At 62.5% G+C, this 22,254-nt stretch carries 21 protein-coding genes and 1 tRNA gene; 5 read left to right on the forward strand and 17 right to left on the reverse strand.

Translation table 11 applies throughout. The features are described from left to right. Positions 1-128: 128 nt before the first annotated feature. From IP79_RS11085 to IP79_RS11105, 5 genes are all read right to left on the reverse strand, one after another. Positions 129-2,201, reverse strand: a complete 2,073-nt coding sequence (locus IP79_RS11085; protein ID WP_082337175.1) for a TonB-dependent receptor — start codon at positions 2,199-2,201, stop codon at positions 129-131. A 31-nt stretch (positions 2,202-2,232) separates the two neighbouring features. After that, on the reverse strand, positions 2,233-3,492 hold the full coding sequence (locus tag IP79_RS11090) for a HupE/UreJ family protein (protein ID WP_054119368.1): 1,260 nt from the start codon (positions 3,490-3,492) through the stop codon (positions 2,233-2,235). After that, positions 3,474-4,805, reverse strand: coding sequence for a tetratricopeptide repeat protein (locus tag IP79_RS11095; RefSeq protein ID WP_054119369.1), 1,332 nt, complete (start codon positions 4,803-4,805; stop codon positions 3,474-3,476). The genes IP79_RS11090 and IP79_RS11095 overlap by 19 nt, the downstream gene beginning before the upstream one ends. 107 nt (positions 4,806-4,912) lie before the next feature. After that, positions 4,913-5,638 carry a DUF4331 family protein gene (locus tag IP79_RS11100; protein ID WP_054119370.1) on the reverse strand — a complete coding sequence of 242 codons (726 nt, stop codon included), beginning with the start codon at positions 5,636-5,638 and terminating at the stop codon, positions 4,913-4,915. Continuing rightward, positions 5,638-6,297, reverse strand: coding sequence for a DUF4331 family protein (locus tag IP79_RS11105; RefSeq protein ID WP_197273803.1), 660 nt, complete (start codon positions 6,295-6,297; stop codon positions 5,638-5,640). The genes IP79_RS11100 and IP79_RS11105 overlap by 1 nt, the downstream gene beginning before the upstream one ends. Before the next feature lie 182 nt (positions 6,298-6,479). Between IP79_RS11105 and IP79_RS15245 the strand changes: the two genes are divergently transcribed. The 3 genes from IP79_RS15245 to IP79_RS15250 all read left to right on the forward strand — a co-directional run bounded on the left by IP79_RS15245 (position 6,480) and on the right by IP79_RS15250 (position 8,352). Next, complete coding sequence (locus tag IP79_RS15245) at positions 6,480-7,037, forward strand: RNA polymerase sigma factor (protein WP_197273804.1); 558 nt, start codon at positions 6,480-6,482, stop codon at positions 7,035-7,037. Further along, a complete protein-coding gene (locus IP79_RS11115; RefSeq protein ID WP_054119373.1) occupies positions 7,030-7,821 on the forward strand; it encodes an anti-sigma factor domain-containing protein in 792 nt (263 codons plus the stop codon). The genes IP79_RS15245 and IP79_RS11115 overlap by 8 nt, the downstream gene beginning before the upstream one ends. A 174-nt stretch (positions 7,822-7,995) precedes the next feature. Then, a complete protein-coding gene (locus tag IP79_RS15250; protein WP_082337177.1) occupies positions 7,996-8,352 on the forward strand; it encodes a winged helix-turn-helix domain-containing protein in 357 nt (118 codons plus the stop codon). Here IP79_RS15250 and IP79_RS11120 read toward each other — a convergent pair. From IP79_RS11120 to IP79_RS11130, 3 genes are all read right to left on the reverse strand, one after another. Continuing rightward, positions 8,316-8,831, reverse strand: a complete 516-nt coding sequence (locus IP79_RS11120; protein WP_054119374.1) for a tyrosine-type recombinase/integrase — start codon at positions 8,829-8,831, stop codon at positions 8,316-8,318. The two genes, IP79_RS15250 and IP79_RS11120, sit on opposite strands and share 37 nt — an antisense overlap. 166 nt (positions 8,832-8,997) lie before the next feature. After that, positions 8,998-9,084: transfer RNA gene (locus IP79_RS11125), tRNA-Leu, on the reverse strand. 171 nt (positions 9,085-9,255) lie between these two features. Continuing rightward, entirely contained in the window at positions 9,256-9,468 is a 213-nt protein-coding gene (locus IP79_RS11130; protein WP_054119375.1) for a hypothetical protein, read from the reverse strand. On the opposite strand from IP79_RS11130, the gene IP79_RS11135 reads away from it, so the two are divergent. Beyond that, a complete protein-coding gene (locus IP79_RS11135) occupies positions 9,467-10,429 on the forward strand; it encodes a complex I NDUFA9 subunit family protein (protein ID WP_054119376.1) in 963 nt (320 codons plus the stop codon). The genes IP79_RS11130 and IP79_RS11135 overlap by 2 nt on opposite strands. 135 nt (positions 10,430-10,564) lie before the next feature. Here IP79_RS11135 and IP79_RS11140 read toward each other — a convergent pair whose 3' ends face one another. The 3 genes from IP79_RS11140 to IP79_RS11150 all read right to left on the reverse strand — a co-directional run bounded on the left by IP79_RS11140 (position 10,565) and on the right by IP79_RS11150 (position 13,595). Continuing rightward, positions 10,565-11,224: a potassium channel family protein gene (locus tag IP79_RS11140; protein WP_197273805.1), complete on the reverse strand. Its 660-nt coding sequence runs from the start codon at positions 11,222-11,224 to the stop codon at positions 10,565-10,567. Then, positions 11,214-12,566 (reverse strand): TrkH family potassium uptake protein, encoded by a 1,353-nt coding sequence (locus IP79_RS11145; RefSeq protein WP_233994178.1) that lies wholly within the window; start codon positions 12,564-12,566, stop codon positions 11,214-11,216. Before IP79_RS11145 ends, IP79_RS11140 begins: the two co-directional genes overlap by 11 nt. Before the next feature lie 147 nt (positions 12,567-12,713). Then, positions 12,714-13,595 carry a dienelactone hydrolase family protein gene (locus IP79_RS11150; protein WP_054119378.1) on the reverse strand — a complete coding sequence of 294 codons (882 nt, stop codon included), beginning with the start codon at positions 13,593-13,595 and terminating at the stop codon, positions 12,714-12,716. A gap of 118 nt (positions 13,596-13,713) precedes the next feature. On the opposite strand from IP79_RS11150, the gene IP79_RS11155 reads away from it, so the two are divergent. Then, positions 13,714-15,891: a PQQ-dependent dehydrogenase, methanol/ethanol family gene (locus IP79_RS11155; protein WP_420705628.1), complete on the forward strand. Its 2,178-nt coding sequence runs from the start codon at positions 13,714-13,716 to the stop codon at positions 15,889-15,891. Between the two features lie 13 nt (positions 15,892-15,904). Here the strand turns inward: IP79_RS11155 and IP79_RS11160 are convergent, their stop codons facing one another. The 6 genes from IP79_RS11160 to IP79_RS11185 all read right to left on the reverse strand — a co-directional run bounded on the left by IP79_RS11160 (position 15,905) and on the right by IP79_RS11185 (position 22,188). Continuing rightward, the gene (locus IP79_RS11160; protein ID WP_054119380.1) at positions 15,905-17,173 is read right to left on the reverse strand and encodes a serine hydrolase domain-containing protein; all 1,269 of its coding nucleotides are present in this window, start codon (positions 17,171-17,173) and stop codon (positions 15,905-15,907) included. 19 nt (positions 17,174-17,192) lie between these two features. Further along, positions 17,193-18,059 carry a formyltetrahydrofolate deformylase gene (purU, locus tag IP79_RS11165; protein ID WP_054119381.1) on the reverse strand — a complete coding sequence of 289 codons (867 nt, stop codon included), beginning with the start codon at positions 18,057-18,059 and terminating at the stop codon, positions 17,193-17,195. Between the two features lies 1 nt (position 18,060). Then, on the reverse strand, positions 18,061-19,071 hold the full coding sequence (locus IP79_RS11170; protein WP_054119382.1) for an NAD(P)H-dependent flavin oxidoreductase: 1,011 nt from the start codon (positions 19,069-19,071) through the stop codon (positions 18,061-18,063). A gap of 11 nt (positions 19,072-19,082) precedes the next feature. Continuing rightward, positions 19,083-20,282, reverse strand: coding sequence for a formate-dependent phosphoribosylglycinamide formyltransferase (gene purT, locus IP79_RS11175; RefSeq protein WP_054119383.1), 1,200 nt, complete (start codon positions 20,280-20,282; stop codon positions 19,083-19,085). A 42-nt stretch (positions 20,283-20,324) separates the two neighbouring features. Further along, positions 20,325-21,257, reverse strand: coding sequence for a GGDEF domain-containing protein (locus IP79_RS11180; RefSeq protein ID WP_054119384.1), 933 nt, complete (start codon positions 21,255-21,257; stop codon positions 20,325-20,327). Positions 21,258-21,519: 262 nt separating this feature from the next. Beyond that, positions 21,520-22,188, reverse strand: a complete 669-nt coding sequence (locus IP79_RS11185) for a helix-turn-helix domain-containing protein (RefSeq protein WP_054119385.1) — start codon at positions 22,186-22,188, stop codon at positions 21,520-21,522. Positions 22,189-22,254: the final 66 nt, after the last annotated feature.

The raw sequence follows: 22,254 nt of genomic DNA on the forward strand, positions 1-22,254 counted from the left end.
TCTCGATAAACAACCGTCAAGTGGATTCAATAGATAGGAAGCCCTGAGGGTCATGAAGGCTCTCAGGCACCGACACATTCCGCTTGGCAATTATTATTTGAAGCTTGTGGAGACTGCGGAAAGCCAAATTAAAAAGTGTATCTCAGGCTCGCCCGGACCTGACGCGGTTCGACCGGGTGGAAATGGCGATCTTCAATGCCGTTCGCTTCGCCTGGGAGGCGGGATTCATAAAAATAGGTGATGTCGGCGTCTCGGCTATCGAACAGATTGAAAACTTCGACCCCCAATCGCATCGCGCCGAGATCGTAATAGCCTGCCAGATTGACCAGCGTGGTCGCATCCGAGCTGACCGATCGGTCCTCGATCAGCGGCGCGTTACCGAAATGGCGCAGGCGGGCGGTAACGGTGAGGTCGGGCGTGGGGCTCACTGCGATCCCTGCCGCGATAACGTCCGGAACCGCGCCGGGAATGGCATCGGCGCCCGCCCCCTGCCCGACGAATTTGGCATCGGTATAGGAATAGGCGGCATCGATCACCACGCCGGGCACAGGGCGCCAGAACAGATTGGCCTCGACCCCGTAGCGCCGCGATCCGTCATTGGGCTCAGTCGTGCCGCCATCACCGATGAAGACCAGTTCGGAATCGAGTTCGAGCCAGAAGCCGACCACCGTAGCATCAAGCGTCGCGGTCTCCAGTCGTGCGCCCAATTCGGCTCCCTCGGCCCTGACCAGCAACGGCACCCGCTCCGCCGGACCGCCACTGACCGGATCGACCGCGATGGTCGCCCCGCGTGCGTCATTGGAATGGAAGGACTGACCATAGTTGGCGTAAAGCTCGATGATCTTGGATGCCTGCCATGCCAGTCCGAACTTCGGGGCGAAAAGGTCATCGTCGGCGTTGCCCGAATTGGCGGCGAGATCAGACCGCACGTCGACAGTCTGGTAGTCAAATCTGAGGCCGGCAAAGCCGCGTACACCCGGCGCAATCGCGATCTGGCTATCGACATAGACGCCCAGCCCGGTCTGGTCGATCGCGTCGAGCCGCACGGTCTCTACCGGGACCGCATCAACACTGCGGAACAGCCCGACCTCGTCAATTGCGTCATGGCGTAGATCGGCGCCGATATTGATGGCGACCGGCCCGCGTTCGATCTTGTGCGACACCCCGCCGCCAAGCACCCAGCGTTTGTCGCGCTGGACGAATTCGTCACCGCGCACCGGGTCTTCGAGTAAGTAGGTGAAGTTGGACACCAGCGCGAATTCGTACCGCGTGGCATAGGCCGAAAATGAAGTGTCGCCGACTGCCCCGCCGAACACAAAGCCGAGGCGGGTGGTGCTTCCGCCAAGATCATCGTCGATATTGCCGAAGCGGTCGATAAGCCCGCTGGCTACCGCGCGTTCCGGCACCTGATCGGTTGAGGTCCAGCGCGCATCATAGGCGTTGACCTGGAGCGAAAAGCGGCTCGCCTCGCCGCCGAAGGAATACTTTACCAAGCCAGCGAAACGCTCGAGATTTTCGTCGAGCACCCAAGGGCCATCATAAAATTGCGCATCGCCCACGATGAGCAGGTCGCCGCCCGCAAGTTCGGTGCTGCCGCCTGCGACACCCCGGACAAAGCCGAATTCGCCCGCCTGTACCTCGGCGAAGGGGCGCAAGGTGTCGGCGGTCTTGAAGGCGGCGGTGCCGGCCGCGCTGAAATCGCCGACATCCGCGAAATAGGGCCCCTTGCGGAAATCAATCCGCTCGACCGTTTCGGGAATCAGAAAGTTGAAATCGAGATAGCCTTGCCCGTGACCGTGCGAGCGCATGTTGATCGGCACACTATCGACAAAACCGGCAAAATCCGTGCCGTGATCGAGATTGAATCCGCGCAGGAAGAACTGGTTGGCCTTGCCGCTGCCAGAATGCTGCGTGGCGATCAGGCCGGGCACGTTTTCCAGCAATTCGCCGACCCGGGAAATCGGGATCGCGTCGAAATCGGCATAGCCGACCGTGCCCTGCGATCCGGACCGGGCAATGCCGATTTCCTCCAGCCCGCGGCCGTAGACGATGATCTGTTGGGGCTCACCGCTCTGCTTGTCTGCGGGTTCGGGCTCGGGTGCGGTTTGTGCTGCTGCGGCAGAGGCGAACGTGCACAGCGCTGTCCCAGCCAGCCCAATTGCCAGATGTCGGGCATGTGCCGGTGCGGTGTTTGCAGGCATGGAATATCCTCTGCGAAAGGGGGAAATAGGGTCAGGCCGGGCGGATTTTCGGCACAAAGGAGCGACGCGCGAACAGACCCAATCCGGCGACGAGCACGGTAAAAAACACCAGCATCAGGCCTGCTTCGACGACGGCTTCGAACGGTGCCACAAATTGCTCATCGAGGCCGACATAGCGGTCGGCAACCCAGACCGCCGCGATGACGCAACAAAGCAGTGCCAATCCGGCACGCAGCCGCTGATAGGCGGGTGTGGCGGCGATGGTGACCAGCGCCGGGACGATCAGGAGCGCGATGGCGATCTGGACCAGCTCAATCCCGATATTGAAGCCGAGCAGCGTGACGATATTGCGCGCGACGGACAGATCGGTCGAACTCAGGAACCCGGCAAAACCCAGGCCATGGATCAGCCCGAACAGCGTGGCGAACAGAGCCTCTCGGCGCGGGAAGATCGGGCGGATCGCGTGGATCGCAGCAATCAACACAGAGACCGCAATCAGCGTTTCGACCAGCGCGCCGGGTAGGGTCAGCCCGCCCAGCGTTGCCGCGATCAGGGTGGCGCTGTGCCCCAGCGTGAAGCCCGAAATCAGGATCGCCGCCGATCGAATGGCCGGTTTGGCCTTGCGCGCTTCGCGCCAGCGCCCGCCGCGCGCCACCAGCGGCAAGGGAAGCAGCAAGGCAAGCAAGAATGCGAGGTGATCGATCCCGCCAAGGATATGCCCGGCGCCGAGGCTGACCGCGTTGGCAAAAGGCATCCAGCTGCGCGCGGCGCCGCGATTGATCGCCAATGCATTGCGATCTCCACGAAGGGTGCCGACGACGTCGGGCTCATCGCCCAGCTTGCTCGCCGGATCGCGGCGTAGCATGACAAGCACGAAATGGTCGGGCACCACCCCGATGACGGCGCGCCAGCGAAGCGTGAAGTCGCTGAGGTCCGAGGCCTGTTGCGGCATCAGGGAGAGCGTCGCGACAAGGTCCGTGGTGGCGTCGCTATTAACGAACGTGACGCTGTTCACCTGCGTGCGCCAGCCGCCCGCTGCGCTGCTGGCCGAGACGGTTTCGCCGAGATAGCGCCGCGCCTGTGCCCATGCAGCGTCATCATCCGCGACACGGTTGCCGCTGGCATAGGCATATTCGGCCGCGGGGATTACGACCTCAAGTTCGACGTGGTCGGTCTGAAAATCAAGATAGGCCTCGCTGTTCGGTGCCTGATGCGCCCTTGCCGCGCCGGTCAGCGCGACAGCAGCGAGCAGCCATGCCGTGACGATCATGATCAGCCGTGCGCGAGCCATATCAGCCTCGTTATCGGGTCATCGATTCTGGGGTTGATCGCGCGCGCCTGTTTGTCGGCAACTTCAGACGCTTGCGTTTCGCCAAGGATCATGAGCGCTTGCGCCTTGACGGCGAAGAGCTGCGCGGATCGCCAGCCGGACCGCTCGGCAAGGCCGATCTCTTTCAGCGCCGCGCGAGCCTGATCATTCGCCATAAGCGCCCGGGCGAGCAGCAGCCGTGCCTCTCCGTAGGGACGGGCCTGGGTATTAATCCGGGCCAAACGCAGGGCCTCTGCGGCATTGCCGAAAACCAGTTCATGCTCTGCGGCATGGGCAGCGAAGGCCGCGGGGTATTTGCCAACCCACGCCTGCCAGATTGCACCCGATTTTTCCGTCCAGGCGCGGCTTTGCGCGATATCTCCGCGAACCCGCCAGACAAGCGCAAGCATGTCCATAGCTTCGGGTCGGTCATGATCGCGCGCCACTCTTTCAAGCTCGGCAATGGCGCTGTCCGTGTGGCCATTGGCAAGGCGCGCCTCGGCGCGGTAGAGCGCGGTGAGCCAGTGTCCCGGAAACAGCGCCTCCGCGCGGTCGTACCAGTCTTTCGCCCCATCATAATCACCACGGGCGCTTGCGATCATCCCGGTCTGGAGTGCGATGCCGGACAGTACAACAGGAGTGTGTTTCTCGGTCCGCGTGGCTTCAGCCAGCGTAGCGATTGCGGCTTCGAATTCGCCGGAGACGCGCTGAAGGTTGGCGATACGCAGTGCGACGCTGACATGCGGATCGATCTGTGCTGCCTCGTGATAAAGGCGTGCGGCATGAGCATGATCGCCTGCGTAAAGTGCCAGATCGCCGCGCATGGCAGCGGCTTCCGACAGGGTCGGCTTCTCGGGCTTCACGGCGGCGCGCGAAAGGATGTCGAGCTCACGCGCCGCGCCAACCAGATCGTGTTGCGCCAGCGCAACTTCGGCCCGCAATTCGGGCACGCCGGAGGGCGGTTTGGCAAGATCCCGCACCGCGGTGATCTCCTGCTCGGCCATGTCGAGATAGGCAATCTCGCCCGTCAGGCGAAACAGCGAAAGTGCTGCCCCGCCCGCGCCTGCGCGAGGCAGCCATTCATTCGGGGTGCGTTCGACGCGAGCCTGCGACAGAGCGAGGCGCTGATCCGCAACGGTCAGCAGGTCGGTGTAGGTCGCCGGGCCGTAGGCTGGCCGCTCCATGGCAAAAACGGCCGCTGGGACGCCGTTGCCGCGCTGGATCATCCATTGCAGCAGCGTAACCGCCAGCAGGGCCAGCATTGCGATAAACGGCCAACGAAGCAGTCTGGTCATGTCGTCCTTGCTGCATTCATGAGAGCCGGGCAGGCCCAACGTTGTCAGGCCTGCCCAGCTGCCGGGAAAGGGGGCTCCCCCGGCTATTTTTTACACCGGACGGACTTTTACAGGGGGCGGGCACAGGGTGTCAGCCCGGCCCCGACCAGATCGTCCGCCAGAGCGTTGGTCAGCCCGGTCAACTGCGCGCTCAATTCCGGCACGAAATCGCCGTTGGCATCGTCGGCCGGATTGGCATCATTATAGGCGTTCTTTTGGGCCGAACCGATCAGCGCGGTCGAAACCGCCGGCATCCCCATGCGATCGACCCGCGTGTAGGCGCTGGCCGCGTCGCTGCGGAACGCGAAGCCCGAACCCGGCGAGGTCAACACCTGCGTTCCTTGCGCGGGTGCAAGGAAGGGGAAGCCTGCCGGAAACGGCACATCATTGCGCGCCGGGTTCAGCGGCAAACCGGCCAATGTGCCCGGGCCGTTCGTGCTGAGATCAAGGAAAATCACCGCCAAGGTCACATCGATAACCGGATCGGGCAACCGCCGACCATTGGGGAACCCTGCGTTGGCAGCAAGGTTGAGCGTCAAGGTATCGGGAACCACTGCGCCTGCTACCGTGACCCCGCCGGTGCCCGGCACAACCTGATTGAGGCAAGGCCCGACGTCAAAGCTGGTCGGCGAGGGCGCTGGGCTCGGCGTCGGGCTTGGCATCGGGGCCGGTGCCTCTGAAACAGGGGGCGGAGTCTTCTCGTCGTTCCCGCAAGCCGCAAGTAAGCCGAGCGTCACGATCAGAGGGGCAGTTGCCAGCTTTTTGCGCAGCGATGCTGAAAAGTTCGTCGTCATCACAATTGGCCTCCAAAACGCGCAGTGGTGGCCCATACGTCCACCAGGTTTGATCCGTTTTCGATCCGGTCACGCGGGATCGTGATGACGATTGCCGTCAGGTTCTGTCCGGCGAAGAAATCGCGCTGGTTGTTGAAGCTCAAAGTTCCGGTAGAAAGCGTGTCGCGGAAGCCCTGAAGATCGAAAAAGAACGGATCGTCGAACAGGCCGGCCCGCACAGTTACGCCGTCCTTGACGAGATTGGTTTCCACCGCCCCTTCGATTGTTCCGGTCACGCCGGGAAGGCCGCTGACCTGAACGCCGAAGGTATTGCTGCCGGAACCCCGGCCGAAGCGGACCTCGACGGGAATGTTGGGCGTTGTGCGCGGTGCGGCATTCGACACATTGATCGTGTAGAGCACATCGGGATCATAAACCGCCGGCAGATCCGTCGCCTGCGGGCCCGCGAAGGTCAGCACGAGGTTGATATCGGTTGCAGTATGCCAAGCGAAGACGTCGGCGATATCTGCTGCCTTGTCAGGCGTTGTGTCGTTTGCCGGATTTGTGCGCCCGGGCGGATCAAGGTGGTCAGCAGCGGTAAGACCGGCGCCGGTCATATAGAACGCGCCCCCTGCCAACGCCATCATGACCCCTGCAGTCAGGGGCAGTGCGTGTTTCATTTTCACCCGAATTCTCCTTGCGCAATGCATCGATAGAGCGGCGGTGCACGTTACTGTGCCGAGGCCCTACGCTCGCGGATCGCGTCCGGTTTTGGGTTGGTTGAAATATTTTTTTGAACTTGCTTAAGTTGCTACCGCCTTCCTAGATCGCGGTCTGCCGAAGCTGGAGAATGACGGCGCGCATGGCCAACGATCCACAAAATAGTGAACTAGTTCACATCCTTCTTGCGATGGCTGGGGGTGATAAAGCTGCCATGCATAAGCTATACGTGCGGACGTCACGTGAGCTTTATTCTCTCTGTTTCAGTTTTATTCAAAACCGGGAAGCCAGCGAAGACGTAGTGCATGAAGTCTATCTAAAAGCCTGGAACCGGGCGGCCAGTTACGATCAGACAAGAGGTACACCGATGGCGTGGCTGACCAGGATTGCGCGCAACAGCGCAATCGACTGGATCAGAGCCCAGAGGCGCCGACGGACAACCGGTGACGACGAACTCATCTTCGTCGCTGACCAAAGTGAGACTGCAGAAGAAATGCTGATCCGGGTAGAACAATCGGATATTGCCAGACAGCAGGTGGAGAATCTGGCGACAGCCGATGCCAATCTGATCCGCAGCGCTTATTTGCGTGGGATGACCTATTCCGAAGTGGCAAATTCGACAGGTTTGCCGCTGGGTACGGTCAAGACGCGGATTCGCAGGGGGCTTCGCATCATGCGTGAAAGAATGATCCATGACTGACGACGCTGACGCTGGGAACGATCCGGAGACGCTGGCGGCCGAATATGCTCTCGGCTTGCTGGACGCCGATGCGCACGCAGCGGCCGAAGCGCGCATCGCCATTGATAGGGATTTTGCAGCCCGCGTGGCACGGTGGGAGGCGGTTGGCCATGACTGGGCCAGCACGGCTCCCGCGGACAAGGGCTGGTCGCCGGAAGACCTGTGGCACCGGATGGAGGCCACTTTTCCAGGCGAGCGCGAAGCGCGCGTCCTCCCTTTGCCTGCCAATGATGCCGGCGCGCCTGCATCCGCATTCCGGCCAGCTTCCGGGTGGCGACTTGGCACGATGGCCGCATCATTGGCGGCGGTGGTGCTTGGCGGGCTCTACATAAGCGAACGGGGCCGGGTGCAGGAATTCAGCGAGAGGCTCGCTTTGGTTCAGGCACAAGCCGAGGTGGCCACATCGGCCATTCGCGTGGCACAGGTAAGCCAGGCGGACGGCGCCCCCCTGCTGAGCGTGATCTACCAGGGGCAAGACGGAAAGCTTACCGCGCGCATTGCAGAGATTGCGGACCAAGGCCTCGTGCCTGAATTGTGGGTGATCGGTCCTGACGGAGATCCGCGCTCGCTGGGGCAGGGTATTGGAGGCTCGGTCTTCGTGGTCGAGATTACCGACAAGATGCGCAAAGACATTGCCGCCGGAAGCGTGATCGCAATCTCGCTCGAAAAACCGGCACCAGTCCCTAGCGCTCAACCGACGGCTGAGCGCATCCTCGGCGCTGCGCAGCTTGCGCCGGTGACGTAGGCACAGGTAGGCGACTTTGGTCATTCTGCTTTGCGCCTCCATCGCTCAAGCGCCGGGACGTTCCTTGCCCACGTCTGCCAACTAGGTCGCGCAATTGGGCTTAGAGTGCCGCGACAGGAAAATGCGTTGATGTGCCACAGTTGATGGCTTCGGCTGCTCTGAGGAGAAGATGTGATGATAGTTCAGAAATGCCCGCATTGTGGCATATCGTCGTTTCAAGATCATCCGATCAGTTTCGGAAATGTCACTCTTGAAGACAAGGGCGTGCTCGTTTTTGAAAGAACGGCAATGACGCTGCCAAGAGTCCAGCACCAGATCGTGCACGCATTGGTGGTGGCGAAGGGCAGGGCTTTGACACGCGCGCACCTTGCAGATTGGCTTGATGGCGAAGTATTTGATCAGTCTGTCGCAGTTTACGTAGCTCGGGTGCGTTCGACCTTTCGGAGGATCGATCCGGCTTTCGACCAGATTTTGTCTGTCCGTGGCTTCGCAGCTTACAAATGGTTGTTCAAACCCATGGCCGTCTCGTAGTGCCCCTTGGCTTCGACTGTCTTCAGGGCCGCTAGGAGCTGTGCTGGCTTAATTTCTGAGATCGGCATCGCTCCAATCGTTGGGATCAGTAGCGACAACAGCCAGCGGCTTTTTTTGATCGTGACCGCCTCACGGCCCTCTGCAGCAATTTTTTCGAGATACTCTTCGGCGACATGTTCAAAGCTGTTGGCGCTACGCTCAATCGCCTCGCGCTCAGCATCTTTTCTCGCTTCTGTAGGATCACTACCGTTCGCAAGAATGACGCGCGCTTCGTCCCTCCGTTTACGAGTTTCCTGCAGCGACACGTCGGGATAGCGGCCGAAGCTGAGCTTCTTCTCCTTGCCGTCGAAGCGATACTTAAAGCGCCAGAGCTTTCCTCCCGACGGCTGCACCAACAAGAAGAGACCACCAGAATCGCCAAGCTTCTTGGGCTTGTCGCCAGGCTTGGCTGCTCGGATCTTAACGTCGGAAAGAGGCATAGCTGGGGGCCACTTTTTTGAGGGTCTGCGCTTGGCCCCCAACGTGGCCCCCAGAAGCGCCCGATTTCTGGCGAACAAGGGCGAACCACGGCGGTGTCCCGTGGCTCGCTTTTACCAGATTTCTGCTATTTTTCCAACCTTTAGCGAACGTTCGCGGTTGGGTAACTGGTGCCCAGAAGAGGACTCGAACCTCCACGCCCTTGCGAGCGCCAGCACCTGAAGCTGGTGCGTCTACCAATTCCGCCATCTGGGCACGGTGCAACCGGTCATCGCTGCCGGAAGCTGGGTAGGGGCGGGCCAATAGCGGGGGGGAGGGGGCGCTGTCAATCACTACCTTGCGACGAATTGCGACCCGATCAAAATGGGAGTCAGGAGCCAGTCTGGATTGGGCCTGGCAGGGGTCTAGAGGGGGTTTAGAGGGGGGCTAGCAGGGTCTGGCAGGGGTCTGGGCGACATCTGCGTCAGGCCAGCGAAGATTATCCTCCAACACCGGCAAAATCATCGTCCCATGCCCGCCAAACCACGCGCTGCCGTTGCCGGACTGCATCGCCCCTCTTGCCTGTCCGCGCGCATTGCCGCAAAGCGCGGCCAGCACTTTGCCCGCACTGAGACAGCCATCAAGAGCACCCGAACCCATGCCCAGATCCTCCCCGCTTTCCGGCCAGCTTGTCACCCTGTTTGGCGGCAGTGGCTATATCGGCAACTATGTCGCGCAAGCCCTGTTGGAGCGCGGCGCGCGGCTGCGGCTGGCGAGCAGGGCTCCCTACAAGGCGCAAGGGCTCAAACCGCTTGCCAATCTCGGTCAGCTGCAATTCCTGCCGTGCGACATCACGAATGAGGCGCATGTCGCCGCGGCGCTGGACGGGGCGAGCCACGTGGTCAATCTGGTCGGTGCCTTTGATGGCGATCTGAATGCCGTGATGGGCGAGGCCCCCGGCACCATCGCCCGCCTCGCCGCCGCTGCAGGTGTTGCCGCGCTGGTGCACATCAGTGCGATCGGGGCCGATGCCGCATCGCCGATTCCCTATGCCAAGTCCAAGGCGCTGGGCGAGAGCCGCGTGCGCGAAGGCTTTGCCAAGGCGACGATCCTGCGGCCTTCGATAGTGTTCGGCAAGGATGACAATTTCCTCAACCTGTTTGGCGGGATGATTGCAACATTGCCGGTGCTGCCGGTGTTCGGGCCTGAGGCGAAACTGCAGCTGGTCTATGCCGACGATGTGGCTGAAGCGGTCGCTACCGCGCTGGAGCACCCTGAAAAGCACGGCGGGCACACCTATGAACTGGGCGGCCCGGAACAGCTTTCGATGATGGATATTCACGAGCGTATCGCGCAGGCGCAAGGGCGCAGCCGGCGGTTCATCGCCATGCCCGATGGCCTCAGCGCGGCTTTTGCGGCCATGCCCGGAACCCCGATGAGCCGCGACCAATGGGCGCTGCTTAAGCCCGGCAGCACAGTGGCACCCGGCGCACAGGGCTTTGCCGAGCTGGGGATCGAGCCCAAGCCGCTGGGCCTGTTTCTCGACAAGTGGATGCTGCGCTATCGCAAGCACGGGCGGTTTGGCGCCGAGAATGAACGGGCCAAAGCGCGTAAGGCGTAGCCCGCGCTGATTCGTCCGTGCGCCCGGCCGTAAGCGGCAGCTTTGCCGAACACGCCGCCGAAAGTGGCGCTTCGGCTATCGAGCCCGAACCAGACATTGGCGAAAGTGTCTTGCGACACAGCCGCCCATGCCGGATCAGATCGCCGAAAACCGCTCGATATCCTTGATCCGGCCTGACACGACCAATTCATCGTCGGGGAAGATGATCGTGTCGGGGACGGCGTGTATGAACGCCTCGCCCGTCCGCTTCACACCGACGACGGTTACATCGTATTTCTTGCGGCACGCACTGGTCACCAAGGGCAGGCCGACAATTGGATCGGGCGCACATAAGCGCGCGATCGCGAATTCGTCGTCGAAGGCGATGAAATCAAGCAGCCGTTCATTGAGCAGATGCGCGACCCGTTCGCCCATCCGCTGTTCAGGGAACACCACATGCGTTGCGCCGATACGTTCGAGGATGCGGGCGTGCTTCGCATTGCTCGCCTTGGCCCAGATATTGGTGAGGCCCAGATCGGCCAGTGCCAGCACCGTGAGCACGCTGGCTTCGATATCGCTGCCTATGGCGACCACTGCCGCCTCGAAATCAGCCACGCCCAGCTGGCGCAGCACATCGCCATCGGTGCAATCGGCTTCGACCACCTTGGTCAGGTCGGCCGCATATTCCTGCACCAGCGCCGGGTTGCTATCGACTCCCAGCACTTCACTGCCCATGCTGGTGAGCGTGCGAGCGACTGCGCCGCCGAAACGGCCCAATCCGACAACCAGAACGGGTTTGCGCTTGTCAGCCGACAATGAGGTTCTCCTTGGCATAGCGATAAGGCCGCGCTGGCCGTCCTACAGCAAGCGCGGTGGCAACGGTGATGGTTCCCACCCGGCCGATGAACATCAGCAGCACGATCACCACCTGCGCGGATGGGGGCAGGTCGGCGGTGATGCCGGTGGAAAGGCCCACAGTAGAAAAAGCGGAAATGCACTCGAACAGGATTTTCGGCAGGGCCAGCGACGTAATCGACGCAATATAGGTTGTCGCTGCGAAGATCAGGCTGGCGGCCAACACCGTGACTGTCAGCGCCTGCCGTTCGACCTCGCTGCCGAAGCGGCGGTCGAACAACCCGGCATCGCGGCGGCCAAGCACTTCGGACAGCACAATCGCGAACAGCACGATAAAGGTGGTCACTTTGATCCCGCCCGCCGTGCCCGCGCTGCCGCCGCCGATGAACATCAGCAGGTAATTCATCATCAGCGTCTGATCATGGAACGCGCCCACATCCACGCTGTTGAACCCCGCGGTGCGCGGCATCACAGAATGGAACGCGGCATTGAGCAGTTTGCTGCCTACGCTCATCGGGCCGAGCGTTCCGGCGTTCGTCCACTCCATCGCTAGGATCGCGACGAACCCCAGTGCGAGCAGAGCGACGGTGCCGTAGACCGTAACCTTGGAATGCAGCGACCAGCGCTTCCACGCGAACCGCTTGTCGCGCAAATCCTGCATCACCGGAAAGCCCAATGCCGTCAGAATCACGGCCAGCATGATCGGCACCAGAATGACCGGATCGGACTGATACCCCATGACGCTGTCGGAGTGGGTGGAAAAGCCGGCATTGTTGAACGCGCTGACCGCATGAAACACGCCGTGCCACAGGGCGGTGCCTGCACTCATGTCGTAGCTCGTCATCATCCGCAGCGCGAGGATAGTTGCAACCACCGCCTCCACTGCAATCGTGATGGCGAATACCAGTTTGAGCACTGACAGCGCGTCGCCGGTCTCCAGCCGCCCGCGTTCAACCTGTGTCGCCATACGGTCATGCAGGCCGAAGCCGCGCCCCGCGATAAGGCCGAACAGGGTCGCCGCTGTCATGATCCCCAACCCGCCGATCTGGAACATCAGCAGGATCGCCACTTGCCCGAACGGCGACCAGTAGCTGCCGGTATCGACCACCACCAACCCCGTCACCGCAACGGCAGAAGTGGCTGTGAAGAGAGCGGTGAGAACAGATGCGCGGGTGCCGTCAGCGGTCGCGATCGGCAGGCTTAGCAGCACTGTTCCGATGGCGATTGCGAGCAGAAACAGACTCGGAACCAGCCGGATCGGATTACGCATCAGCTTCATCAGCGCGGAATGCCGATGAATCATGTGCTGGGCAACAGTTTGATGGGACTAACGCTGCGCGCGCGGAGGGAATCAACCCACTTTCGGCCATTCAAAGCACCACTGCATCGGCCCAGAACCGGACCTCCATTGTGTTCGTAATGGCGGCCCGCTCGGCGGCGGTCGTGAGAGCTAAGCCAGCGCGGCGGCGTAAAGCGCCTTCAGATCGGCCTCGCCGCGAGCGGCGGCGGTGGCATCATAGGCCGGGCTATCGGGCACCATCCAGCCGTGGTCGCCGGGATAGACGGTGACGGTTGCGGGAACATCGGCTGCCTTGGCCGCAGCGGCAAAGGTCGTCTTGTCTGCCGGTGCCTTGGCATCATCATCCTGTGCCACAGCGATCAGCAGGCTGGCATCGACCTTGCCCAGCAGCGCGTGCGGGCTCATCGGGTTATCGGCCCGCACCAGCCCGCCGCCGTGGAAGCTGGCCGCCGCCTTGACGCGCGCAGGCTTTGCCGCTGCTGCCCAGATGGTGAACGGCCCGCCCATGCAATAGCCCTGCGTGCCGATCCCCATCGCCTGGCTGACGCCTTCCTGCCGGTCAAGCCAGTCGACGATTGCGGTCGTGTCGCGCATGATCGCTTCGGCATCCAGCTTGCCGCGCCACGGGCCGACTTTCTGGAACCCGCCATCCGCAATGAAGGCGGCGAAATCGGCAAACTGTTCGCCGGTCACGTCGCGGTAATAGGGGTTCACCACCAGCACGGCATAGCCTGCGCCCGCGAGCTTGCGGGCGATGTTGCGCTTTGCCTCGCGGATGCTGGCGATATCGGGCCACAGGATCACGGCGGCGTGGCTGCCGGTTTCAGGCTGGACGAAGAACCCGTCGAGCGTACCGTCTGCGGTAGCGAAATTGACCCCCCGTTCCTTGAGGCCTGCGGTTGCGGCCCGCGCGCTACCGGTGCTTTCACCCGGCGCGCAGGCAGCAAGGGCAGCAACGCCTGACAGCGCGCCAAACTGGCGGCGGTTGATGGTCTGGCGGGCCCAATCGGCCAATTTGCTCTCATCGCACATTTGATACTCTCCTGTCGGCCCCTACCGCAGCACACAGATAGCCATGACCGGGAGGCATGGACAAGCGGCGAATGACACGCCAACATGCCCGCAAAACAAAACGGGGAGAGCGGGATCAATGGACCTTACGCGGTGGGTGGGCAGTGCTGCCCTTTTGCTTTCGGCCGGGATGCTGGCGAATTGCAGCCAGATTTTCGGCGATTCGGGCGCGGGCGGAGAAGGGATTACCGCCGCGATGCTGGTGGGGGCAGATGGCGATAGCGCCAACTGGATCAGCCACGGGCGAACCTATTCCGAACAACGCTATTCCCCGCTTGATGCGGTAAACACCCAGACCGTGGGCGATCTCGGCCTTGCGTGGTTTGCCGATATGGACACCGCACGCGGGCAGGAAGCGACCCCGCTGGTGATGGACGGCAAGCTGTATATCACGACCGCGTGGAGCAAGGTGAAGGCTTTTGATGCCGCCACCGGCACAGCCTTATGGGAATATGATCCCAAGGTGCCCGGCGAAACTGCGGTCAAGGCTTGCTGCGATACCGTCAATCGCGGGCTGGCGGCGTGGGATGACAAGCTGTTCCTCGGCACGCTGGACGGGCGGTTGATTGCGCTCGACCGGGACAGCGGCGCGGTTGCATGGGAAAAAGTCACCGTCGATCAGTCTAAAAGCTACACCATCACCGGCGCGCCGCGGGTGATCGATGGCAAGGTGATCATCGGCAATGGCGGGGCGGAGTTCGGGGTGCGCGGGTTCGTTGCGGCCTATGACGCGAACAGCGGCGAGCAGCTGTGGAAGTTGTACACTGTGCCCGAAGGCGGCGATCCGAAAGACGCGCCCGCCTATCTGCAAAAAGCCGCCGAAACCTGGAACATGGATGTGCTGGGCGCATCCGATGCGATTGGCGGCGGCGGGACGGTGTGGGATTCGATGGCCTATGATCCCGATCTCGATCTGCTGTATATCGGGGTGGGCAATGGCTCTCCATGGAACCGCGCCTATCGTTCGCCCGGTGCTGATGGCACGGGCGAGGGCGATAACCTTTACCTTTCCAGCATCGTCGCAGTGCGGCCATCTACCGGCGAATATGTCTGGCATTACCAGACCACACCGGGCGAAACGTGGGATTTCACCGCCACCCAGCACATCATGCTGGCCGACATGGAAATCGATGGCGCGGTGCGCAAGGTGCTGATGCAGGCGCCCAAGAACGGGTTCTTCTATGTGATCGACCGGGAAACCGGCAAGTTCATCAGCGCCAAGCCCTATGTCAGCGTCAACTGGGCCACCGGCATTGATCCGGTAACAGGCCGTCCGATCGAAAATTCCGAAACGCGGGTGGACAAGACCGGCAAGCCTGCGCTGGTCACTCCGGGCGCGTTGGGCGGGCATAACTGGCACCCGATGGCGTTCCACCCCGGCGAGGGGCTGGTCTACATCCCTGCGTTCGAGGCCGGAATGCTCTACGCACCGGAAGCCGGCTGGAAGCCCGATACCGCGCGCGGTTTCAATGTCGGGTTTGATCTGGGTGCGGGCGATGTCCCTGCGGACGAAGGCTTCCGCAAGCAAGTGGCTGGCACCCTGAAGGGCATGTTGGTGGCGTGGGATCCGGTGGCGCAGAAGGCGCGCTGGACGGTCGAGCATCCCGGCCCGTGGAATGGCGGTTTGCTGGCCACGGGCGGCGGCCTTGTGTTCCAGGGCACCACCGGCAGCGAATTCAACGCCTATGACGCAGGCACAGGCAAGAAGCTGTGGAGCTTTGCCGCGCAGACCGGGGTGGTCGCGCCGCCGGTCACCTATACCGTGGGCGGGGAGCAATATGTCGCGGTGTTGGCGGGCTGGGGCGGGGCCTATGCGCTCAGCGTCGATGGCGATCTCATCAACCGCAAGGCGCCGGTGCGCAATGTCAGCCGGTTGCTGGTTTTCAAGCTGGGCGGCACGGCCAAGCTGCCCGATGAAGTGGTGGTGGAAAAGCTCCCGCTCGATCCGCCGCCAAGCACGGCTGCGGCCGAGGTGATCGCGGTGGGTCAGGCCAAATATGGCCGCTATTGCGCGGTGTGCCATGCGCCTGGTGCGGTGGGTTCCACCGTGCTGCCCGATCTGCGCCGTGCCGGATCTCTCGAAAGCGCGAGCGCTTGGAATGCGGTGGTCGAAGGCGGGATGCTGAAGGACAACGGCATGGCGAGCTTTGCAGGCTCGCTGTCGAAAGACGAGATCGAAGCGATCCGCGCCTACGTGATCAAGCGTGCCAATGAAGACAAGGCGATCGAAGGGGCGAAAAAGGTGGCGCTGCGGTAACCGCGCCCTCCCCTCAGTCCCCTTGCGGACCGACATAATCCGCGCCGTAAACAGCGATGCGGAAATCGCGGTGCAGATCATTGTCGAATGGCACTTTCTGGGTGGCGAGGATTACCGCCATGTCCTGCGCCGGATCGACCCAGAACAGCATCGAGGGGAACCCGTCCCAGTAGAACTCCCCAACGCTGCCGCGGTTCTCTTGCGGCGTCTGCGGTTTGCCCGTGCGCACGAAGACATCGAAGCCGAACCCGCCGCTGCCCTTGCCCACCAGCCATGACCGGTTGGCGGGCGCGATGCGCGGATCGAGCTGGTCAGTCGCCATCAGCCGGATGGTCGAAGGCTTGAGGATGCGGGTGCCGTCCAGCGAACCTTCCCCCAGCAGCATCCGCGCGAATTTCATGTAATCATCGACTGTGGTGACGATGCCCGATCCGCCCATTGTCATCGGGCGGCCCATGAAATTGGCATCGATCAGCTTGTCCTCCGGCCACGGTGCCAGCGCGCCATTCTCGCCTTCGTAGATGCGCGCCAAACGCAGGCGATCCGCGGCGCTGCGCTTCCAGCCCGTGTCGGCCATGCCCAGCGGCTGGAAGATATGCTGCGCGACATATTCGGCGAACGGCTGCCCCGACAAGACCTCGACCAGCCGCGCCTGAACATCCACCCCGGCACTGTAGTTCCAATGCGTGCCGGGGTCGAACAGCAGCGGCACCTGCGCCATTTTTTGCGAGAACTGCGCCAGCGTGTTGGTGGACGACAGCGGCTGCAGTTCCGCCCAAATCCGGTCAGCGGTGTTTTCGGGCTCGCCATCCGCGCCATAGGTGAAACCCGCCGTGTGGCGCAGCACATCGCGCACCGTCACCTTGCGGCTTGGATCACGCAGGATCGGCGTACCATCGGGATTTGCACCATCGGCGACCTTCAAGGCAGCATATTCGGGCAGGTGCCATTCGAGAGGATCATCGAGCCCGAATTTGCCCTGTTCCCACAATTGCATCAGCGCCACGCCGGTTACCGGCTTGGTCATCGAGAAAATCTGGAACAGCGTGTCGCGCGCAATCGGGCGTGCTGCCTCGCGGTCGGCATCGCCTGCGTTTTCGAAACAGCGTTCGGCCCCATCTTTCCACACCAGCGCCGAAGCGCCGACCGTGCGGCCCTGAGCAACAGCACTATCGAGGAAGGCGCCGATAGTGGCGCAATCAGGCTCATAGGCGACTGTATCCTGCGCCGCTGCGGGCACCGCCAGCACCGCCAGCGCCGCCCCTGCAAAAGCCTTGATCATGCGCCGTCTCCCGCCTGAATTAACCCCTGAACACAACCGTCCGCGTGCCGTTCATCAATACTCGCTCCTGCGCGAACAGGCGCACCGCTTCCGCGAGCACGCGGCGTTCGATGTCGCGGCCCTTGCGCACCAGATCGGCCGGGCTATCGGCGTGGGTGATGCGTTCCACATCCTGATGGATGATCGGGCCTTCATCGAGATCGGCGGTGACGAAATGCGCAGTCGCGCCAATGATCTTGACCCCGCGTTCGTGCGCCTGATGGTAAGGACGCGCACCCTTGAAACCGGGCAGGAAGGAGTGGTGGATATTGATGCAGCGCCCCGCAAAATGGGCGGATTGTTCGTCCGAGAACACCTGCATGTATCGTGCGAGAACGATCAGTTCGGCGTCGGTCTCTGCCGCCAAAGCGCGGAAGGCCGCCTCGGCCTGCGGCTTGGTGTCTGGCGTCACCGGAATGTGGTGGAACGGGACATCGCCAATATCCACCCTTATCGCAGCGTCACGCGGGTGGTTCGAGACTATCGCCACCGGATCGATCGGCAACTCGCCCGTGCGGCAGCGGTACAGCAGATCGACCAGACAATGATCGAACTTGCTGACTAGGATGATAGTGCGACGCGGGCGATCTTCGCGCACCATCTTCCATTCAAACGCATAGTCATCCGCCAGCGCGGCAAAATCGGTGCGCAAGCCTTCGGCGGTCGAGCCATCGGGATCGAACACCACGCGCATGAAGAACCGGTCGGTTCCCCCCGCTTCAGCCCGATCATTGAACTGCTGCGCGTCAAGGATATTGCAATTGCGCTCGAACAGGAAGCCGGTGACCCGCGCCGTGATACCGGGCCGGTCGGCGCAGGCGAGCGTAAGGATCAGCGGTGCGGCCATCTTACTTGGCGAGCGCCGCCTCGCACTGGCCCATCAACTCGGCAATGATCTTCGCGGCGGGTTCCTCGGCCTTGACCATGCCGACCGATTGCCCGGCCATCACACTGCCGTTTTCAACGTCGCCTTCGATCACCGCACGGCGCAGCGCGCCTGCCCAGTAATGTTCGATCTGCAATTGCGCCTCAAGCATGTCGACTTCGCCCGCATCGAGCAGCGCGGCGACTTCGCGCTGCTTCGCGGTGAACTCTTCGGTGCCCTTGTTCTTCAGGGCGCGCACCGGGATCACCGGCAGGCGCGGATCGACCTGCACTGATGCAATGGCCTCGCGGGCCGAAGCGCGGAAGAAGGCTTTCTTGAAATCGGGGTGGGCGATGCTTTCGGTCGCGCAGGCGAAGCGCGTGCCAAGCTGCACACCCGCCGCGCCCATTTCCAGATAACTGGCAATCGCCTCGCCCCGGCCAATCCCGCCGGCGACGAAGATCAGGTGTTCGCTTGCCAATTCTGGCAGAATTTCCTGCGCCAGGACTGACGTCGAGACCGGGCCGATATGGCCGCCTGCTTCCATCCCTTCGATCACCATGGCATCCGCGCCGGACCGCAGCAGCTTCTTGGCGAGCGCGAGGGTGGGGGCAAAGCAGATCACCCTGGTATCGCCGCCATCTTTAATGGCTTCGACCGAACCCTTGGGCGGAATCCCGCCAGCCAGCACAACATGGGTTACGCCATGCTTGCGGCACACCGCAATCAGGTCGAACAGCGCGGGGTGCATGGTGATGAGGTTCACGCCGAAGGGCTTCGACGTAAGCGCCTTGGTCGCGGCGATTTCGGTGTCGAGCAGTTCGGGCGTCATCGCCCCGCAGGCAATCACGCCGAAACCACCTGCATTGGAAATCGCGGCAACCAGATTGCGCTCGCTCACCCAGCTCATCGCGCCGCACAAAATCGCGGTGTCGCAGCCGAGGAAATCAGTGCCGCGCTGCATCATGGCAGCGGTGTTGGGATAATGGGTCATGGCGGCGGCGCTTAGTCCGAACCGGGCGAATAGACAATCCGCACAGCGTCGGCTGCCTGTTTGGCGAGCGCGACGGCAGCAGATGCGTCAGCAGAGCGGGCCAACGCCACGCCCATGCGGCGGTAAGGACGGGTAACGGGCTTGCCGAAAATCCGCACATCGACATCAGGCGAAAAGGCTAGAGCATCGGCCAGGCCTTCGAAGGAGAAGCTTTCGCTGTCGCGGTCGGCGAGGATCACGGCTGACGCGGCGGGCCGGGCGGTGATGCTGCCCGGCACCGGCAGTCCAAGGATGGCGCGGGCGTGAAGATCGAACTCGGTGAGGTCTTGCGACGCCAGCGTTACCATGCCGGTATCATGCGGGCGGGGGGAAAGTTCGGAGAAGATCACTTCGTCCCCCTTCACGAAGAACTCCACGCCGTAGAGCCCCCAGCCGCGCCCTTCGCCTTGCAGCGCCATGACGACCTTGGCGGCCATATCCTGCGCGGCGGCGAGCGCGGCGTTGGACATCGCGGCAGGCTGCCAGCTTTCGCGGTAATCGCCGCGTTCCTGCCGGTGGCCGATCGGCGGGCAGAAGCTGATGCCGCCCCCGTCTTTGGCAGCATGGCGAACGGTCAGCAGGGTGATTTCATAGTCGAAGGCGATGAACTGTTCGCAGATCACCCGCGCCCGGTCGCCGCGCATATTGGCAACGGCATATTCCCACGCCGCCTCCAAAGCCTCGGCATCGTCAACCTTGCTCTGGCCCTTGCCCGATGAGGACATGACCGGCTTCATCACCAGCGGATAGCCGATGCGCGCGGCCACTTCCTGCGCCTCGGCAAAACTTGTCGCATAGCCATATTGCGAAGTGACGAGACCCAATTCACCCGCCGCCAGATCGCGGATCGCATCGCGGTTCATGGTCAGTTGCGCGGCGCGGGCAGATGGCACGATGGTGAAACCTTCAACCTCCAGATCGGCCAGAACCTCGGTGCGGATCGCTTCGATTTCGGGGACGATCAGATCGGGGCGATGCTTTTCCGCCGCCGCCCGCAACGCGTCGCCGTCGAGCATGGAGAACACCTCGCGGCCATCGGCCACCTGCATCGCGGGGGCGTTGTCATAGCTATCACAGGCAATCACCCGCGCGCCGAGGCGCTTGGCGGAGATGACGAATTCGCGGCCCAGCTCGCCCGAACCGAGCAGCAGGATGGTGGCAATGTGGCTCATGGGAGCGGTTTAGCTGCCCCGCGAGCCAAGTCTACCGGCGTGTTATGCTGCGCGCCGGTGGGTGGACACCGCAACCTGTCGCCCGCCGCCTGCCCGCGCCATGACAAGGCCCAGCTCCGCCTCGCGCAGAGTCCAGTCGACGGTGCATTCCACCCGCGCCAGCCCGGCGCTGGCAGTGAGCTGCTGGGACTTGGCCGATACGGGCGCGGCCAACGCGGAAAAGGTTGCCACCACATCCTCGGCCCATTCGCGGGCGTGGCGCGATGTCATATCGGGCAGCAGCACGCCAAAGCGTTCGCCATCGAGCTGCGCGACTTCGTGCCCCGGCGTTGTCAGTGTCTGGGCCATGGTTTCGAGGAACTTGGCGAACCCCCACATCACTTCGTCCGCAGTGCGCTGGCCATAACGCAGCATCAGCGCCCGCATCCCGTCCACCGCCATGACGGCCACCATCTGTCCGCCGCCGGTTGCAAGTTGCCGCCTGAGGCTGGCGCAGAAGGCCTGACGGTTGGCAAGCCCGGTCAGCGGATCGGTGACTGCGCGGGCGTGCAATTCGCCTTCGAGACTGCGCAATTGCTGCACTGATCGCAGCAGGCATAGCGCGCCTTCCGCCGCGCCGCCCGCGTCAAACATCGGGCGCAGGCTGAGCGCATACCAGCGCTGGCAAGGGCTTTCCCGGCCAGCTTCGTGATCATGGTGGGTGATTACCGGAAACTCGATCCAGCCGCCCTGCGTGCGCCCGCCCAGCGTGGCGGTGACATGTTCGGCTACGAACGCGGCATGATCACGCCCGGCCAGATCGGTAATGTGCGGGAGCAGCAGAGCTTCGGAAAAATCCAGACCCAGTTCCGCGATATTGGCAGATGCGTGGACGATGAAACCACGCCGATCCAGCCGCACTACAATGTCACCCGAAGCTTCTTCCAGCAGGCCGTTCAAAACGCGGCCTTCAACGTCGCTCAAACCCAATTTCATACTGATCGTGCCCCGAACCGTCCCGCATGGTGTCCATCCATTTCGCGTCGCTATAAGTTGCCGACTAACTCAGCCGCAACAATACAGGAAAATTCCCGAATTTCTGCGGATATTTGTGAGGTTTTGAGTAAAGCAACTTAACTAACAAGACTAAAAAACGAATCAACTAAGGCTTCGTTTACCATAAATCCGATGATCGCAGCGCGATTAGTGGTGCTTTTTGGGCGATGGTTTGCATATTCAGCTAGGTGTTGGATTGATGTTACAGTTCGATCATTATCTTCACAGAAGCCGCCGGAGTGCCGCACGCTGCGGCGATCCGGCTGCGACATTCCTCGATCACGGTGCTCGCATCGCCGGCGGCGCTGGTAGATTCGGCAAGCTGTTCGGGCGCGCTGCCGAGCGCGGCGGCGATGGCTTCCAGCCGTTCCGGCAGGGGGCGCGCCTTGCCCTTTTCCCACGCCCACACCGTTGGCTTGCTGACGCCCAGCGCCGCCGCGACATCGGCTAGCGTCAATCCGGCCTCGCGCCGCAGCCGGTTGAGCTTGGGGCCAAGCGCCTCGTGCGTTCCTGCGCCGCGCAATGCGGCATGGCCGGGACTGGAAGGCGCCAGCCCCTGAAGCTGCGCCGCGGCCAGTGCTGCCGGGCCAAGCGCCTGTTCGAACGCGCAGCCAAACAACCGCTCGCTCCGCCACACGATCACTGCTGTCACGATCCCGGCTTCGGGCAGGTCGATCGCCAGCTGTTCGCCGGTGTTCAACGCCAGCCCGGTTTCCAGCAGCAACCCGGCGGCCGAGATATTGTGGATAGTGACATTGGCTTCTGCGCCGTCCGGGCCCAGCCCGCTGGCCTCCAGCCGCAGGGCGCGGCGGGGGGTGGCACGCTGGCTATCGCTTGCAGCCGGGGAGCCGAGGTGGGCCTTTATGGCCATGATCTGCGCCTTTCGCTCTCGTGGATGAGAGCACGCACAGTCTGGCTCCAAAGGTTAAGCCCGCGT

This window comes from Porphyrobacter sp. AAP60, from assembly GCF_001296025.1.
Lineage (GTDB): Bacteria > Pseudomonadota > Alphaproteobacteria > Sphingomonadales > Sphingomonadaceae > Erythrobacter.

Excerpts from the sequence above, each read along its gene's own strand:
- IP79_RS11150 (WP_054119378.1), bottom strand. The coding sequence starts at position 13,595 with ATGTGCGATGAGAGCAAATTGGCCGATTGGGCCCGCCAGACCATCAAC.
- IP79_RS11115 (WP_054119373.1), top strand. The coding sequence starts at position 7,030 with ATGACTGACGACGCTGACGCTGGGAACGATCCGGAGACGCTGGCGGCC.
- IP79_RS11185 (WP_054119385.1), bottom strand. The coding sequence starts at position 22,188 with ATGGCCATAAAGGCCCACCTCGGCTCCCCGGCTGCAAGCGATAGCCAG.
- IP79_RS11095 (WP_054119369.1), bottom strand. The coding sequence starts at position 4,805 with ATGACCAGACTGCTTCGTTGGCCGTTTATCGCAATGCTGGCCCTGCTG.
- IP79_RS11120 (WP_054119374.1), bottom strand. The coding sequence starts at position 8,831 with ATGCCTCTTTCCGACGTTAAGATCCGAGCAGCCAAGCCTGGCGACAAG.
- IP79_RS11135 (WP_054119376.1), top strand. The coding sequence starts at position 9,467 with ATGCCCAGATCCTCCCCGCTTTCCGGCCAGCTTGTCACCCTGTTTGGC.
- IP79_RS15250 (WP_082337177.1), top strand. The coding sequence starts at position 7,996 with ATGATAGTTCAGAAATGCCCGCATTGTGGCATATCGTCGTTTCAAGAT.
- IP79_RS11170 (WP_054119382.1), bottom strand. The coding sequence starts at position 19,071 with ATGACCCATTATCCCAACACCGCTGCCATGATGCAGCGCGGCACTGAT.
- IP79_RS11090 (WP_054119368.1), bottom strand. The coding sequence starts at position 3,492 with ATGGCTCGCGCACGGCTGATCATGATCGTCACGGCATGGCTGCTCGCT.
- IP79_RS11155 (WP_420705628.1), top strand. The coding sequence starts at position 13,714 with ATGGACCTTACGCGGTGGGTGGGCAGTGCTGCCCTTTTGCTTTCGGCC.
- IP79_RS11105 (WP_197273803.1), bottom strand. The coding sequence starts at position 6,297 with ATGAAACACGCACTGCCCCTGACTGCAGGGGTCATGATGGCGTTGGCA.
- IP79_RS11130 (WP_054119375.1), bottom strand. The coding sequence starts at position 9,468 with ATGGGTTCGGGTGCTCTTGATGGCTGTCTCAGTGCGGGCAAAGTGCTG.
- IP79_RS11180 (WP_054119384.1), bottom strand. The coding sequence starts at position 21,257 with ATGAAATTGGGTTTGAGCGACGTTGAAGGCCGCGTTTTGAACGGCCTG.
- IP79_RS15245 (WP_197273804.1), top strand. The coding sequence starts at position 6,480 with ATGGCCAACGATCCACAAAATAGTGAACTAGTTCACATCCTTCTTGCG.
- purT (WP_054119383.1), bottom strand. The coding sequence starts at position 20,282 with ATGAGCCACATTGCCACCATCCTGCTGCTCGGTTCGGGCGAGCTGGGC.
- IP79_RS11160 (WP_054119380.1), bottom strand. The coding sequence starts at position 17,173 with ATGATCAAGGCTTTTGCAGGGGCGGCGCTGGCGGTGCTGGCGGTGCCC.
- IP79_RS11085 (WP_082337175.1), bottom strand. The coding sequence starts at position 2,201 with ATGCCTGCAAACACCGCACCGGCACATGCCCGACATCTGGCAATTGGG.
- purU (WP_054119381.1), bottom strand. The coding sequence starts at position 18,059 with ATGGCCGCACCGCTGATCCTTACGCTCGCCTGCGCCGACCGGCCCGGT.
- IP79_RS11100 (WP_054119370.1), bottom strand. The coding sequence starts at position 5,638 with ATGACGACGAACTTTTCAGCATCGCTGCGCAAAAAGCTGGCAACTGCC.
- IP79_RS11145 (WP_233994178.1), bottom strand. The coding sequence starts at position 12,566 with ATGATTCATCGGCATTCCGCGCTGATGAAGCTGATGCGTAATCCGATC.